The sequence below is a fragment of the Leptolyngbya sp. DQ-M1 genome, from assembly GCF_039962505.1.
In the GTDB taxonomy this organism is placed as follows: Bacteria; Cyanobacteriota; Cyanobacteriia; order Leptolyngbyales; family Leptolyngbyaceae; genus Leptolyngbya.
The window spans coordinates 83188-96800 of sequence record NZ_JAMPLJ010000006.1 but is presented as its reverse complement, the minus strand read 5'-3'; the positions used below and the strand labels follow the sequence as shown (position 1 = coordinate 96800).

The following is a 13613-nucleotide window of genomic DNA, read 5'->3' as shown; positions in this document are numbered from 1 at the left end:
CTTAATTAGACGCTCCGAGCTTGGCTAAAATCTCTGCACTCGTTTCTTGGGGAACAAGTAAAACATCATGTAGCCCTGGAGTAATCGCTTTAACTTGAACAAAGCGATCGCGTCCGACTTGTTGATAAAAGCAATAATTCCACTCTGAGAACAGTGTCGCGACATCCAAGAAAGAGTAGCCAAACTCCTGACACCAATACGGGCTAAACTCTCCATAGATTATTGGTCTACAACGAGCCAGAAACTCCTGACCGCCTTGAAGAAAGTCAAGTTCCGCTCCTTCAATGTCAACCTTGATGAAAGTGCAGCTTGTAATATTATGAGTTTGAGCCAACGCATCTAGAGTTGTAATGGGCGCAAAGCAATTTGGCGCGATTTCTGTTGCAGTGTTGCCTTGGCAGATAAAAGCATTGCCCGTAGTTGCTAGATTGCCAGTCCCTTTCCCTAAGTGCAGAGGAATTGTGCCTGTATGGTTTCCGAGCGCAGATTGTAGCGGAAACACGATATCTTCTAGATGATTGAGCTGCGTATTGTAGAGCAGACGATCGTAATTTGTTGGAACAGGCTCAATTGACCAGAGCTTGCCGCCTCCAAGCTGTTGTAGTCTCCGACCGAGTGCGATCGCGTAAAACCCGACATTTGCGCCCACATCTAACACAACACTATCTGAATTCAGAATTGAGGCAAAGCGCTTCAGCAACCCACCATCATAATCCCCCGCAAAGAAGGCTCTTTGTTCCGTAAAGCTTCGCAGATCGATCCGCATCAAGCTGCCGTCCCGCAGTTTGATATCGACTAAACAATCCTGCTCATTTTGATAATCCGTCATCAAAGGCAGTAATGCTGGGGCTAAACGATACTTACCCCGAAAGTAAGGTAAAGCCCTGAAGGTTGCTGCGATCGAGTTGCGAAGGTTGGATTTCAACATTGTTGGGCTTCTCCTGAAGATTGAGCTGTATACAAATAGAAGCCGAATAGCTTGCTTGTGACGTGCACTCAAAGCAGTAATCAGCTTTTACTTCCTCGTCTTATCAGTTACCGAAAGTTGGACTAAGTGTATTGCTTCACTTGCTTTTCCCCTAAAATTGAGTCAAAAAACTCTAAATGCTGTCTTGCAACAACTGACCATTGATAAACAGAATGGGCGCGATCGAGTCCTCGTTCAGCCAGTGCCGCCCTTTGTGTCGGATTATCTAACAACATCGAAATGGCTTGAATCCATGCCTGTTCATCTTTCTCTCCGAGCACAAGTCCCGCATTCTCAATTACATAAGGAATCTCACCGCTATCACTGCCGATTACCGGAATTCCACAGGCAAACGCCTCAATTAGCATTCGCCCAAATTGTTCGCGCCATTTTCGCGTTGTCTGACTTGGCGCACAAAGGATATCCATTGCGTTGAGGTACTGTGGCACTTGATCATGAGTGACGGTTGTACAGATGCGAACGCGATCGCCATAGCGTTCTGCCCACGATCGCAATTCTGCTTCCATTGCTCCTGTGCCGACAAACAAAGCTCTCCAAGGTTGAGCAACCTGATCCAGCACCCGCATCAACATCGTCAGCCCTTTTTCTGGAACAAATCGCCCCAAAAATCCAACGATCGGAGCATTCATTTGATCCCATTCCAAGCGGTGCCGAATGCTTTGCTGCATCTCAGGAGCCGGAAAGAAATGCTCGACATCGACTCCATGCGGAATGATTCGCATGGGTCGATCGTAGCCTTGCCGATGTTTTAATGCAGCCACAACCGTTTGACCCGGTGCAATCCAGCCCGACGATCGCTGCATAGTCTGAGTTTCTATCCAGTTAAACGGCGGCGGATAGCATTTGGAGTTGTTTTGAGCCGTAAAGTAAACTAAAGGAGTCTTGGGAGGAGCCTGCCGCGCAATTTGTCCACCTGACAAGACGTAAGGCTCCTCCCAGCAATGCACTAAATCCCAACCCTGCTGCAAAATTTCCCTCAGGCGATCGCGATAAAGTTTTAACTGTGGCACTCGATCAAACAAAACCGGAACTCCTTCGACTCCTGCGCGGTCGTGCAAATCGGTTTCGAGTGTCAGAGGACGCAAATCCCCTTTGAGTGTCGAGGGTGCCACGATCGTAATGTCCCAGTCCGCTTTTGCCACACGAGACATTTCATTGGCAAGACGGCGATTCAGCGGAACAATGTACGAGTGCCCGATAGTTAAGAGCCTGCGCGGAGAAGACTTCATGGTTATTCAATGTCTGAATTAATGAACAGCACGAGCAAATTTACCCCTTAATCTGCGCGACGAGCATAAGCCTGCAAATTGAGCGCTAACGGCGTATGCACTCCTCCGGGCAGCAATCTCCAGCTACGTAAACTGAAGTTCTAAATAAACGAGATAGAATCGCACCGGACGACCACATCGGTGGTATTTCTGGGACACCAATTTGCAAAGACACTGCTTCAAACCCAGCACGAGTTAGTGCCATCTTCAGTGATTTTGGATTGAAATGATTCACGTGAACCAGATTCGTTGCGATCGCGGCATCAGGAGCTTGACCGATCGCGTGTCGAAGTTGCTCTTTTCTCAGTTGATTGATCCCGCACGGAACCTTGACGGCAATCCAGCCTCCGGGAGAAAGCAGTTCTTTTAGCTCTGAGAGAATTGTCACTGGATCAGGAATATGTTCTAAAACATCCGTTAAAGTAATGGCATCATAACGACGATTTGTTTGTGCTAATTGATAGGCATTCATCGCATGAACGGTCACACCCGTCTGTTCTGCCGCGAATCTTGCCACATCCGCATTCAGTTCAATCGCTTCTACTGCCCATCTCGCCTGCTTTGCGAAAAAGAGCATCCGCCCAACATTTGTCCCAACATCGAGTAAGGTACGTCGCTCATGCGGTAAACGGTTGCCCAAATCGCTCAAAATACTCTGAAAAATCCAGTCTTTGTAGGGCCAAGCGTAGTGTGCTGCCATCGCTTCATCCGTGGGACTCTTTGAGTAGAGACAGTCAAAGAAATTTGAAGGCTCAGGTAAGCCCTCAGGTTGAATAAAGCCGCACTGTGAACATTGATTTAACCAAAAAGTTTGACGATCGTAAGCGACAATTACCTCGTTGGTTTGATACTGCATATCAAAATGTTCTTGATTCACAGGAGTCAGATGTTCATTCCCACAAATCGCGCATTGGGACAGAGAAACGAAAGCTGGAGCAGTACAGGGCATCGTCACACCTCGACAGCGGAGAACGGTATGATTAAATGGAATGACTAAAACCGATCATTACAAGCACCGAGATTTGAGCAGCAATCAATCTTTGAAGGTAGTGAGATCGCAGTTTCAGTCAGTAGAACTATGCAATGTTTATGCAATCTCACCTAGCGTAGAATCACGGAACTTAATCGACGATCGCATAAAAATAAAGCAGAATTACGGGCTCCTCTCTTGCCCTTATCAGTCAGAATTCAAACGAAATTGTAGACAATATCTATGCTCTCTTTCACTTCTAGTGTTCTTATTCCCAGCTTTCGTCGCCCTGAGCATCTGAGACGGTGCTTGCTCAGTCTAGCGACTCAAACTCAACTTCCGGATGAAGTGATTGTGGTTTGGCAGGCAGACGACACGCCAACTCGTAATGTGGCTCAATCGCTTGTATCCTCGCTACCTTATGTGTTGCGAGTACTGCACTGTGCTGAAGCAGGAGTTGTGAGCGCAGAAAATTTAGCCTTAGAAGCTGCATCCTCAGACATCATTCTGTTGTGTGATGATGATGTAATTGCGCCTGAGACTTGGGTTGCTCGTCATTTGTCGTTCTATACGGATGCCACAGTGGGTGCGGTGGGCGGCTCGGCGAACAATCATTATCCCGACTGTTCCAGTTTTCCGAAGCGATCGGTTGAACCGATTGGTCGATTAACGTGGTATGGCAAGAGTTACGGCAATATGTATGACCAAATTGAGGCTTGGACAGTGCGTGAGGCGATCGACTGTGATCATCTAGTCGGCTATAACATGAGCCTCAGACGAACTGCATTGGATCGATTTGAACCTGCACTAAAACCCTACTGGCAACAATTCGAACTCGATGCTTGTCTTCAGGTTAAAGCGAGGGGATACCGCGTTCTGTTTGATTTTGCCAATGTAGTAGCTCACTATCCAACGAATAAAGCTTATTGCGGTGGAAGGGATGGAGATTTACAGGTAAAAGTGTTTAATGCTTGCTACAACCAATCTTTTATTCTTGCAAAACACAGCCCTGCATATTTGCAGTTTTGGCGGCTTATCTATCTGTTTTTAATCGGTTCTGTGAATGCACCTGGGCTGATTGCAAGTTTACGAGCCATTCAACTGTACCGAAACCCACATCAAGAACTCAGAATCCTACAATCCGCTTGGAAACAAAGGATTGCAGGATGGAAAGCCGGACTTCAGGCGCGAGAATTACGATCGAATCTCTAATTTAACGAATTAGAGATACAAACCGTGAATGCTTTTCACAGTGTTAGAGAGGTCACAGTGTTAGAGAGGTCACAGTGCTAGAGAGGGTTACAAATGCGGCAATGGAGATAGCTGCATAACTCTCTTACGCCATTGATACCGTTCTTCTGGTTTGAGCAGGGTAAACCAAGCCAGCATCAAGAAAATAACTGCTGTAAACACCATTGAGGCACCAAGCTCGATCCAGCTTTTGGGAGGATAAGAGTGAGCAAACCAGGCTACTTCAGGAACATACAGCGCTGCTAAAAGACAAGGGTGCACGATCGCAGCAAGTAGGGCGCGAGGTGATGAGCCAAACTGGTGTTTGAGGTGATAAAGCATTCCCCAGAGATACAGCCCGAAAAAGGAGACAAATGTTCCTAACAGCGGCCCGGTCAATTTCAAAGCAGGAGTCGCAAGTAGGCTGACTGAGATATTGAGAAGACTGGCAAACATGGACATTCTAGCAATCCTCGCTATATTTCCTGTTCCTGAGAAGCACCAACCCCAAAGGGATAACACTCCCATCGTTACAGCGTTGATTGCGGCAAGGGTACTGACTCCCATCCCTGCAAATCGCTCTGAGCCAACCCAAAGTTGCACAAACTGCGGATTGTATAGCAGAATCGGGATCATCAGCATCAAGCCGGATGTAACGACTAATTTTGTTAACTGAACAAGTCGAAGATTGAATTGACCCAGTTCACCTTTCGCATATAAGTCAGCTAGCCCTGACCAAGTTGCATTTCCAACACTCTGTACCTGTGATTGGGCGATCGCAAACAGCCGCTGAGTCATCACAAATGGAACCACGCTTGCAGGCCCTAAAAAATAGGCAATGACAAGATTGTCAGTGAATAAACCAATTTGTCCAGATAGGCTGTAAAGCAGCGTCGGAATGCTTAACTTTTGAAGTTGCTTGCGAATGGGCTGCATTGCTTCAGTAGGAGCAGAAAACACTATCCTCAGAGCGCTTGGATACTGACGTATGCTTTTCCAACTGATTAAGATTGTTGCAACGATGACACCGATTATTACTGCGAAGGCTTGCCCAGCCATTCCCATTCCTTGCGCTGCTAGATATAGAGAAGCACCCGTAATGATTAAGCTCTGTAGAACAAAAGAGAGGTTGACAATATCACTGCGCTGCGATGCTTCGGTTAACAAGCGAAAGGGAGTCAAAGGAAGTAAAAAGGAACCCAATACTCCGATCCAATAAGCCGCTTGTAGGTCAAGCGCTAAGGATGGCTGAACTGGGACGAGATGCAAAAGTGCAAAACTAAGCATAACGGCGGCTCCCAGCATCAGAAGTAAGACTTTGCAGTAGGCTCGAATTCCAACTGCAACGGTCAATTCAACCTGAGCGCGATTTCCTTGAGCAACTGCGATCGCAAGCACAGGCAACAATGATCCGCCCAGTCCTAATTCTAAAATTTTCAGATGACCGAGCCAATCACCAGCAGAGCGGAGTGCCCCAAAGCGATCGTCACCCAGCCAATTTAAGATTAAGGGAGTACTAAGAATTCCGGTTGCTAAGGTAATCGCTTGCAGCAGTAATGATGAAGCATAATTGACAGCAGAGCGCTGTGTCCGGCTCATAGTTGATCAACTCCTTTCTGGGCAGCACCTAGTGCTGCTTCATGTAATCGCTCCGCATCTGTCCACACTACTCCCTCACGGATTACTCGTGCAGGAACGCCAGCGAGAAGCGAGTGAGGGGGACAAGAGCGGGTCACAACGGCACCTGCTGCAACAACTGAACCCTCGCCGATCGTCACACCCTTAAGAATTGTGGCATTACAGCCAATCCAAACATTATCTTCGATACAAATTGGCGCTGTGTATGGAGGTAGGCCAAATCCATGACCATCATCGTCCAAAATAGTTACACCAAAGGAGATCGCGCATCTTCTCCCAATTTGAATAGAAGTACTTGCATAAATACGGCTACCATCAGCAATATACGTCCCTTCACCAATGCCTAAATTAGATTTAGCTGCCACAGATAAGATAGTCCCCCGCCCAATGCAAACTTCTCCATCTAATGCCAAAGTTGATTGAGAAGCACAAACAACGACTGTAACCGAATTTCTAGGTGTAGCATTGCCAAAATGAGTTATGCCAACATAGCAAGTGCCCTTAGGAGTTGTGATTGAAGCATCTTTCGCTAAGGACAATTGAATTCGTCCTCGACAGATAAATTTTCCTCTACTAAAAATTCGCCGATTGAGACGAAGCTCAGCAGGAAGATTAATACTTAGAATTTTATGAATAAAACTTGCTTCCACGACTGACAATTCCTCAGTTATATCTCTTACTCTCGATGCCTAGACTGATAAGTCTGCAATGTATTGCTAAAGCTTCTGAGCGATCAGAACGATGTTTGCAGCGTAATCGTGTCCAAGCAAGCGAGTGATCATCAGTCGAGAGGCTAAGCTAGAAAACTTTTCAATCAAATTTCTGCTGGGCTTTCCAAAGATCACGCGGTATCCTTCTACTTTCAGCCCGAACGAAGTTAGATAAGCCCATAGATCATGAATGCTGTAGCAATGCAGATGAGTCATGTCCCAGCTTAATGGATTAGAGATACATCGTGCATTCGGGGTCTGAATTACAAGTAGTCCACCTGTCTCTACTCGATCAATCAATTGGTGAAGAAGTGCCAACCCTGGACGTAACTCTAAATGTTCAATTGTGTCAAAACAAAGCACTGCTTCATACTTCTGATCAATTTCTTCCAAAGTTGAATAGGTGTAAGTAAACTCTTGCCCAATATCTTGAGTATGATAAACGCCTTGAAATCCTGCGCGATAAAACTTCTGCTGAATTCGTAGATCGCCAGCGCCAACATCTAGAATTGTGGATTTAGCCTTAATGCGATCAAAAATGATTTGCTCAATTTCGGAGAAGGAGGAGTCTGCCCACCAATGCTTTGTTGGAAAATGAGGTGAATTTGTCAGTAGTTCCTTACGCTTCCAATAGTTTGCGTAAGCTAAATCAGAGTTAATCGGACTGATTGTAGAGTTGCTCATCAGAAATTCCTTCATCTGGTTTATGGGTGTGATTGGCTTGATCGCAGGGATACAGGCGATGTAAATTTGCTCTTTTGAATTTGCTCTTTGATAGCATTTGGTCGCATCCTTAGCTATCAGTGGCTTAGGAAGAGTTATGCGATCGCTGCCGAAAAAGTATAGCTTCATCGCATATCTGCGAATTCTGGTAACTTGAAAGTTCTTGTACTTAAGGAAACGGAAGATCCACAGAAGATACTCTGACAGAGCTTGAGCTTTGAGCAAGACTTACAAGATACTAGCTAGAGCGACAGACATAGTATTATGAACTGCGCTTAAAGCCGCTTCTCAGCAGGATTACTGACTCAAATTCCAGTTCATTCAATCAGTAAGTCCGTGAAAAGTCGTCCGTAAGATTACGACTTCTTAGGACTTGCAGCAGGTCATTCCGCAAAACTACTGACTATTCTCTGAAAATAAGCTGAAAACTGATTTTATGAGTCGATCTTGATCATCCTACTTGTTTAGCAGTCTGGATTAGCGAGGGATGCTGTACGCTTAAATGCTTGCGATTTGGTCGATCGACCCAAAGCACGCTCATAAACCTGAAGTGTTGCTTGAGCAGTCTGCTGCCAGCTAAAATGCTGCGATCGCAACTTTGCTCGCTGTCCTAAGCTCGATCGATACTCCGGATCAGCGTTGATGTATCGCAGACAGTTCGACAATTCTTGTGTGTTCTCCAGACTAAATAAGATGCCTCCTTCTCCTAATACTTCAGGTAGACAAGTCGCTTGTGCTGCTAAGATTGGGCATCCGACTGCCATTGCTTCACACAGTTGTAATCCGAACCCTTCGTACTCACTGGCATACACAAAGCAGAGCGCACCCGCATACAGCTCAGGCAAATCTCGATCATCGACCCATCCTAGAAATCGAATGCGCTCAGCAATCCCTAAAGACTCCGCAAGCAGACGAAGCTGGTTTTGATCTTGAACTTGACCTCCTGCAAGCACTAAATCAACGCCTTGTAAGTTCGCCTCAGCAAATGCTTTGACCAAAAAGGGAATGTTTTTGCGCTGCTCCAAACCACCGACATAAAACACATACGGTGATGCTAATTGATACTGCGATCGCACTGCATCCGCAATCGATCGATAAAAATGATCATCTGCCGCCTCATAAATCACGCTCACCTTAGAGGCTGGAATCTTGAGATGCTCGACTAAATCACGTTTAGAGAACTCACTCACCGTAATGATGTGCGTCGATCGAGTTCTTGCAATCCAGTGATAAAGCTGACTTTGCCGATAAGCGAAGCTGAAACGTTGGAACAAAGACAGGTGTTTTGCATAATAAACCTGATCGATCGCATCATGCAGCGTTAACACTTGAGGGCATGAATTAAAAGCAGGTAATCCAAAGTTCATTGGACAATGCAGCACATCGATTTGATCCTTCGAGCATTGCTGAGGCAACCAGACTTGCTCCCATTGCAGATAGCGCATAGCGGGAGAAAGCCGCACCTGGTAAGCAGATTGCGGCAAGCGCTCTAGATGAGCAGGATGAATCGGACGATCGCTGTACAGAACTAACTGAACATCTAGCTGGGCTAATTCTGCTAATAGATTTGCGGTATAACGATTCCAGCCGCGCAAGGTCGGGGCTGTTAATAGCCGCGCATTAAATCCAACCTTCATGAATTTGCCTCGATGATCGCATCATAAACCTGCTCAACCTGCGTCACTGTCACGGTTGGGCTACAGACTTGTTCTAGAAGCTGTCGAGCATTGTGACGCTGAGTTTCTCGACGCATCGGATCGTTGAGAAGCGCAACCGTTCTTTCAATCAGTCCACGATCGTCGATCGCAATTCCAGCATGAATTCCATCTTTGGCAGGTAAGCCCTCGACTCCTTCGGGAGTTGTGACCACAGAGGTTCCAAACGCAAAAGATTCAAGCACTTTCACTTTCATGCCGCTTCCGGCAGTCGGAGCATAAAGCAAAACATCTATCTGCTGAAAGTAAGGCGCAATATTCGCTACATCCTGATGGATCGACAAGTCAGGCAGACTTTCAAAAGCAGCAAACCGTGTTTTAGCGGCTCGGCCAACGATTTGAAGTCGAGCGCTTGGTACTTGTGCTTTAATCTCTGTCCATAAGCGCGTCAAAAGCCGCTCTGCTGCTGAATGGGTCGGCTTCCAACCGAAGTTCCCAATTAAGCCGACGATTGGCGGGCTCTCTTGTGGCCTGTCCTCATTGAAAGGCGAGTGTGAAAGATCAAATCCTAGTGGAATGATATGCGTAATTGCATCTGGGTGAATCTGATGAATGCGATCGGCTAATCGATCTGAAAGCGTAATAAATCGCGGCAACGACTTCAATAGATATCGTTCTGCACTATAACTAATCCACCCTTGAAGCTTTGTCTTCCATGCAGACGATTCAAAAGTACCATCTTCACAAAATAGATAATGTACGCTAACAACTGTTTTTTCTGGCTGATCTAGTCCTAACCATCCGCTCCAAAGCCCCTCTAGCTGTAAAACATCATACGGCTCAGCTAAACGCTTTGTTAAAGCTTGGCGAAATGCTAAATCAAACATATAAGAGTAAGGACGACGGAAGCTTTGCCATTTTCCCAGTAGTCCTTGAGGCGGACGGAAAAGATAACATTGCAGATCATAGCCAGGAAATAGGGCTTGAGTCCGCTCAATCTCTTGCGGCGTTTCACACGCAACAAAAGCGGAAACTTGATGACCTCGATCAACCAGTTCTTTGAGTAAGACATAGTACCAATGGCTATCGGCTTTGCCGAAAGGAATCGGTGGCGATGTCATAACTAAGACAATCTTTTTGGTCATAGGTTAGGCTTTCCCAAAATTCTGGAATTGCGATCGACTGAACAGAAGTTCAAACTTAGCGAAGTTAGACAGAAACAAGTGCACAATGAGCTGAATCATTGATCACATCAATAATCTGCTGTGCCATCGCATCCCAAGTTCCACTCCGTAGTAAATAAGAAACTTGCTTCTGCACCAACTGCTGATACACCCGTTGATGACTCTGCCAATGATACAGTACATCGATCAATTGAGCCATATCATTTGCATCGGATAACAATAACGGTCTTAACTCGTTTGGATATCGCTCTGCAACTCCCGCCGTTGCCGTAACGATCGCCGGAATTCCACAACATAATGCTTCATGCACCCCTAAACCATACGCTTCATACCGAGTAGGTGCCACTAAACAATCTGAAGCTCTCAGTAGATCTGGAACATCAGCGCGAAACCCAAGAAACTTGATACGATCGACCAATCCCGCTTCCACAAGGCGCTGCTTCCAGCTCGGCAACTCAGCACCGCCGCCAATCACAAGCAATTGAGCATTCCAGGCTGAATTTTGGCATAATTGCTGCCATGCTTCAAACAATACATCAAACCCCTTGCGCCGATCTCCTAATGCACCAACAAACACTACGATTGGGCAATCCAATGGCAAGCCCAACTGCTGACGTAGCGATCGTGCTTCTCCAGCCGTTGCAGGATAGAACGTGGTGGGGTCAATGCCATAGTAGATCGATCGCACTTTCTCAGGAGTAACCAATCCATTCTGAATCACGTCGGCTTTGGTTCGCTCTGAGTCGGCGATGACAAGTTGCGCTCGCTGCAAGCGGCGTTTTTCTGAGTGACGAAAATAGGCGTGAGTTGCTGCAATCTTTGCTTTTTGCAGCACATTGACCTTTGATTCTGGACGATAAGCGGCATGAACATAATGCACCCAGTTCACATCGTCCCAGTCACAGTTTCCTCCATTGACTAGCACTCGTCCGCCTCGCTGCGTAATCCGATGCGCCCAAAATCGTCCCACGCGATCGAGCAAAAATTCGCTGAGAAAGTACGATTTTGCCACCTTTGGTACGCGATGCCATATCAAGTTTTCGTAGCATTGTAGGTTCGGCTCCACACGATGGGAGACGACGTGAACTTCCGTGCCCTGTCGAACGAGATAATCGACTAAAGCATAGTTTGCGCGATCCATTCCCCCCGTTTTCACCAAGTCGCCTGTCACTAACAGAAACAGTTTCATCTTCTTGCCAAATTTGAAACAACAATGTGTTGTCGATGGCTGTTCTGCGCTGCCACAAACAGAGTGGCATTAAGTAACCAGAATTCCATGCCACTCTGACTGATAAATATAGGATAGTTAAAGGTTAGGGCGACCGCACCGATGTTGTACGCAAGGATAATTGCCCCCCACAATTGCAGCGAGGACTGTCGGTTGCTAACGACTTGCCAAACTCCAAAGCAGGCAGCAATCAATGCTCCTGAATAAGCAATAATCAAGGGAATGCCACCATCGAGCAACCAACCTGTCCACTGAATCTCAACCCACAGCGGCTGAGTGATCGGATTAAGGTTATCGCCAAAGTAGCTATTGATCATTCCCCAGCGTCCCAAGCCTGCGCCGAGAGGAAACTGAGGCAGCAGTTCGGTAATCGTAGCTTCTAAAAAGTGACCACGACTTTGATAAACAACGGTGTCGGGAGACTCTGCAATCAGTGAGAGAAAGCGATCAGCTGTCATGTTCCCCCCGATCGTCATTGCCCAGCTTGTGGTTGCGATCGCAACCACGATCGCCGTACCAACCATCGATATCACCTGCCAAACTCGTTTGAGTTGAATCAAGACAAGAGCAATCACCAGTAAGCAAAGCAGCGACATAATCAGTGTAGAGCGTACCTGTGAAAGATAGATACAAAATAAGCCAGCTCCAACACTTGCAATGGCAAATAAGCGAAAGAGTAGATTGCGTTCTTGCAGAGCGATTCCGGTTCCAAGCAGTAGCGCATAGAAACCAGAAGAAGCTGCACCCCCTGGAACATCGCTGAGTCCAGAGGGACGGAAGATCGCCGTTCCATTTGCCAAAATAATTTTTAACTGCTCTCCTTCAAATGCGCCTTCGGTTACCACTGAAGAAACCGCAAACCGAACCGTTTCAGGATAATAAATTTGTAGTACCCCTACAATTGAACTCGCCGTGTGAAATCCCCACATCAGATAGATCAACCAGCGAAAATCACGATCGTTCAGTTCGAGGCGAGTCACCCAAAACAGTGGTGCAAGAATCGCGAGATACATCAGACATTGTGCGACTCCCGCAGTCAGACTACTGAGATAGGGGTGCCAAAATAACTGCAACGCCATGATGCAAAGAATGACGATCGCCCAAGGTTTGGCTGGATGTTTGATGCCGGTTTTCGGAACTTTCCATAATAACCCCAAGCTCAGTGCAAACGCTCCAACTCGCATCACAATTCTAAACTGTGAAATTTCAGGAAAGAGCAGCAGAGTTTGTAGCAGAAATTGAATGAATATAAAGCCATGCAGCCATGAGAACTGTGGCAATCGAACGCGCCAAGCAGGAACTCGGACAGATTGAGGAGATTGCATGAGATTGATAGAGACAGGGAATTAGAACACTGGTCTTCTTGCTATACACAACAAGTTATCGCTAAACAAACGACCTCGAAACATTGAACTCGCTGGATAGTTCCGAGACGTAAATAGAATTCGTCCGCGATCGCTGTATTCCACCCGGATGTCTGTTAAACCACACTCTTGTGCAATCCGCCTAAGATCAATTTCGAGCAGCGCCGTAATGTGAGCCGGATAAAGTCCCGGAGCTTCTTGAAAGGCGTTAAACTGATCCTTCAACACCAACGTGAGTTTGCTCAGCAAACTCAACTGATTCGGGGTCGTCACAATGATATGTCCGCCTGGCTTAGTCAGCCGTACCAGTTCACGATAGAAAGCGCGCGGATTTTCCAAATGCTCGATCGTTTCAACTGACACGACTACATCGGCAAAACCGCCCTCAAGCTGAGCCATCGGTTCATCCAGGTTCTGAGCGATAAACTCTGTGCCTGCGGGGAATCCTTCATATCGAACCGCATCGATCCCAACATAGCGATCGCAGAACTTTAAGACAAACGGCTTTAGGTTTCCAGCTCCACATCCCACATCTAACAGAACAGAGCTGTGTGGACAATCTGCCAAGGCTCGTGCAACCATTTGATAAATCGCGACATTACTAATCCCTAAACTCTGTTCTGCGCGGGTAATCGTGTTCCTCATGGTACAAACC

Annotated in this window: 12 protein-coding genes; 1 reads left to right on the top strand and 11 read right to left on the bottom strand. The window is 46.6% G+C overall.

Annotated features, from left to right (window positions below):
• Position 1: 1 nt before the first annotated feature.
• From NC981_RS18565 to NC981_RS18555, 3 genes are all read right to left on the bottom strand, one after another.
• Positions 2–928 carry an FkbM family methyltransferase gene (locus NC981_RS18565; protein ID WP_348244308.1) on the bottom strand — a complete coding sequence of 309 codons (927 nt, stop codon included), beginning with the start codon at positions 926–928 and terminating at the stop codon, positions 2–4.
• A 122-nt stretch (positions 929–1050) separates the two neighbouring features.
• Positions 1051–2217, bottom strand: coding sequence for a glycosyltransferase family 4 protein (locus tag NC981_RS18560; RefSeq protein WP_348244307.1), 1167 nt, complete (start codon positions 2215–2217; stop codon positions 1051–1053).
• Between the two features lie 85 nt (positions 2218–2302).
• Complete coding sequence (locus tag NC981_RS18555) at positions 2303–3205, bottom strand: class I SAM-dependent methyltransferase (RefSeq protein WP_348244306.1); 903 nt, start codon at positions 3203–3205, stop codon at positions 2303–2305.
• Positions 3206–3469: 264 nt separating this feature from the next.
• Between NC981_RS18555 and NC981_RS18550 the strand changes: the two genes are divergently transcribed.
• Complete coding sequence (locus NC981_RS18550; RefSeq protein WP_348244305.1) at positions 3470–4438, top strand: glycosyltransferase; 969 nt, start codon at positions 3470–3472, stop codon at positions 4436–4438.
• An 87-nt stretch (positions 4439–4525) separates the two neighbouring features.
• Here NC981_RS18550 and NC981_RS18545 read toward each other — a convergent pair whose 3' ends face one another.
• The 8 genes from NC981_RS18545 to NC981_RS18510 form a co-directional block, all read right to left on the bottom strand.
• A complete protein-coding gene (locus tag NC981_RS18545; RefSeq protein ID WP_348244304.1) occupies positions 4526–6055 on the bottom strand; it encodes a lipopolysaccharide biosynthesis protein in 1530 nt (509 codons plus the stop codon).
• On the bottom strand, positions 6052–6633 hold the full coding sequence (locus tag NC981_RS18540; protein ID WP_348244303.1) for an acyltransferase: 582 nt from the start codon (positions 6631–6633) through the stop codon (positions 6052–6054). The genes NC981_RS18545 and NC981_RS18540 overlap by 4 nt, the downstream gene beginning before the upstream one ends.
• Positions 6634–6810: 177 nt before the next feature.
• Positions 6811–7488, bottom strand: a complete 678-nt coding sequence (locus NC981_RS18535; protein WP_348244302.1) for a methyltransferase domain-containing protein — start codon at positions 7486–7488, stop codon at positions 6811–6813.
• 503 nt (positions 7489–7991) lie between these two features.
• Positions 7992–9164 carry a glycosyltransferase family 1 protein gene (locus NC981_RS18530; RefSeq protein WP_348244301.1) on the bottom strand — a complete coding sequence of 391 codons (1173 nt, stop codon included), beginning with the start codon at positions 9162–9164 and terminating at the stop codon, positions 7992–7994.
• Positions 9161–10327: a glycosyltransferase family 4 protein gene (locus NC981_RS18525; protein WP_348244300.1), complete on the bottom strand. Its 1167-nt coding sequence runs from the start codon at positions 10325–10327 to the stop codon at positions 9161–9163. Before NC981_RS18525 ends, NC981_RS18530 begins: the two co-directional genes overlap by 4 nt.
• A 64-nt stretch (positions 10328–10391) precedes the next feature.
• On the bottom strand, positions 10392–11555 hold the full coding sequence (locus tag NC981_RS18520) for a glycosyltransferase family 4 protein (RefSeq protein ID WP_348244299.1): 1164 nt from the start codon (positions 11553–11555) through the stop codon (positions 10392–10394).
• Positions 11552–12919 (bottom strand): hypothetical protein, encoded by a 1368-nt coding sequence (locus NC981_RS18515; RefSeq protein ID WP_348244298.1) that lies wholly within the window; start codon positions 12917–12919, stop codon positions 11552–11554. The genes NC981_RS18520 and NC981_RS18515 overlap by 4 nt, the downstream gene beginning before the upstream one ends.
• Before the next feature lie 21 nt (positions 12920–12940).
• On the bottom strand, positions 12941–13603 hold the full coding sequence (locus NC981_RS18510) for a class I SAM-dependent methyltransferase (protein ID WP_348244297.1): 663 nt from the start codon (positions 13601–13603) through the stop codon (positions 12941–12943).
• Between the last annotated feature and the right edge of the window lie 10 nt (positions 13604–13613).

What these genes read in the sequence shown, in the direction of transcription:
- NC981_RS18565 (WP_348244308.1), bottom strand. Translation starts at nt 928, where the DNA reads ATGTTGAAATCCAACCTTCGCAACTCGATCGCAGCAACCTTCAGGGCT.
- NC981_RS18560 (WP_348244307.1), bottom strand. Translation starts at nt 2,217, where the DNA reads ATGAAGTCTTCTCCGCGCAGGCTCTTAACTATCGGGCACTCGTACATT.
- NC981_RS18555 (WP_348244306.1), bottom strand. Translation starts at nt 3,205, where the DNA reads ATGCCCTGTACTGCTCCAGCTTTCGTTTCTCTGTCCCAATGCGCGATT.
- NC981_RS18550 (WP_348244305.1), top strand. Translation starts at nt 3,470, where the DNA reads ATGCTCTCTTTCACTTCTAGTGTTCTTATTCCCAGCTTTCGTCGCCCT.
- NC981_RS18545 (WP_348244304.1), bottom strand. Translation starts at nt 6,055, where the DNA reads ATGAGCCGGACACAGCGCTCTGCTGTCAATTATGCTTCATCATTACTG.
- NC981_RS18535 (WP_348244302.1), bottom strand. Translation starts at nt 7,488, where the DNA reads ATGAGCAACTCTACAATCAGTCCGATTAACTCTGATTTAGCTTACGCA.
- NC981_RS18530 (WP_348244301.1), bottom strand. Translation starts at nt 9,164, where the DNA reads ATGAAGGTTGGATTTAATGCGCGGCTATTAACAGCCCCGACCTTGCGC.
- NC981_RS18525 (WP_348244300.1), bottom strand. Translation starts at nt 10,327, where the DNA reads ATGACCAAAAAGATTGTCTTAGTTATGACATCGCCACCGATTCCTTTC.
- NC981_RS18520 (WP_348244299.1), bottom strand. Translation starts at nt 11,555, where the DNA reads ATGAAACTGTTTCTGTTAGTGACAGGCGACTTGGTGAAAACGGGGGGA.
- NC981_RS18515 (WP_348244298.1), bottom strand. Translation starts at nt 12,919, where the DNA reads ATGCAATCTCCTCAATCTGTCCGAGTTCCTGCTTGGCGCGTTCGATTG.
- NC981_RS18510 (WP_348244297.1), bottom strand. Translation starts at nt 13,603, where the DNA reads ATGAGGAACACGATTACCCGCGCAGAACAGAGTTTAGGGATTAGTAAT.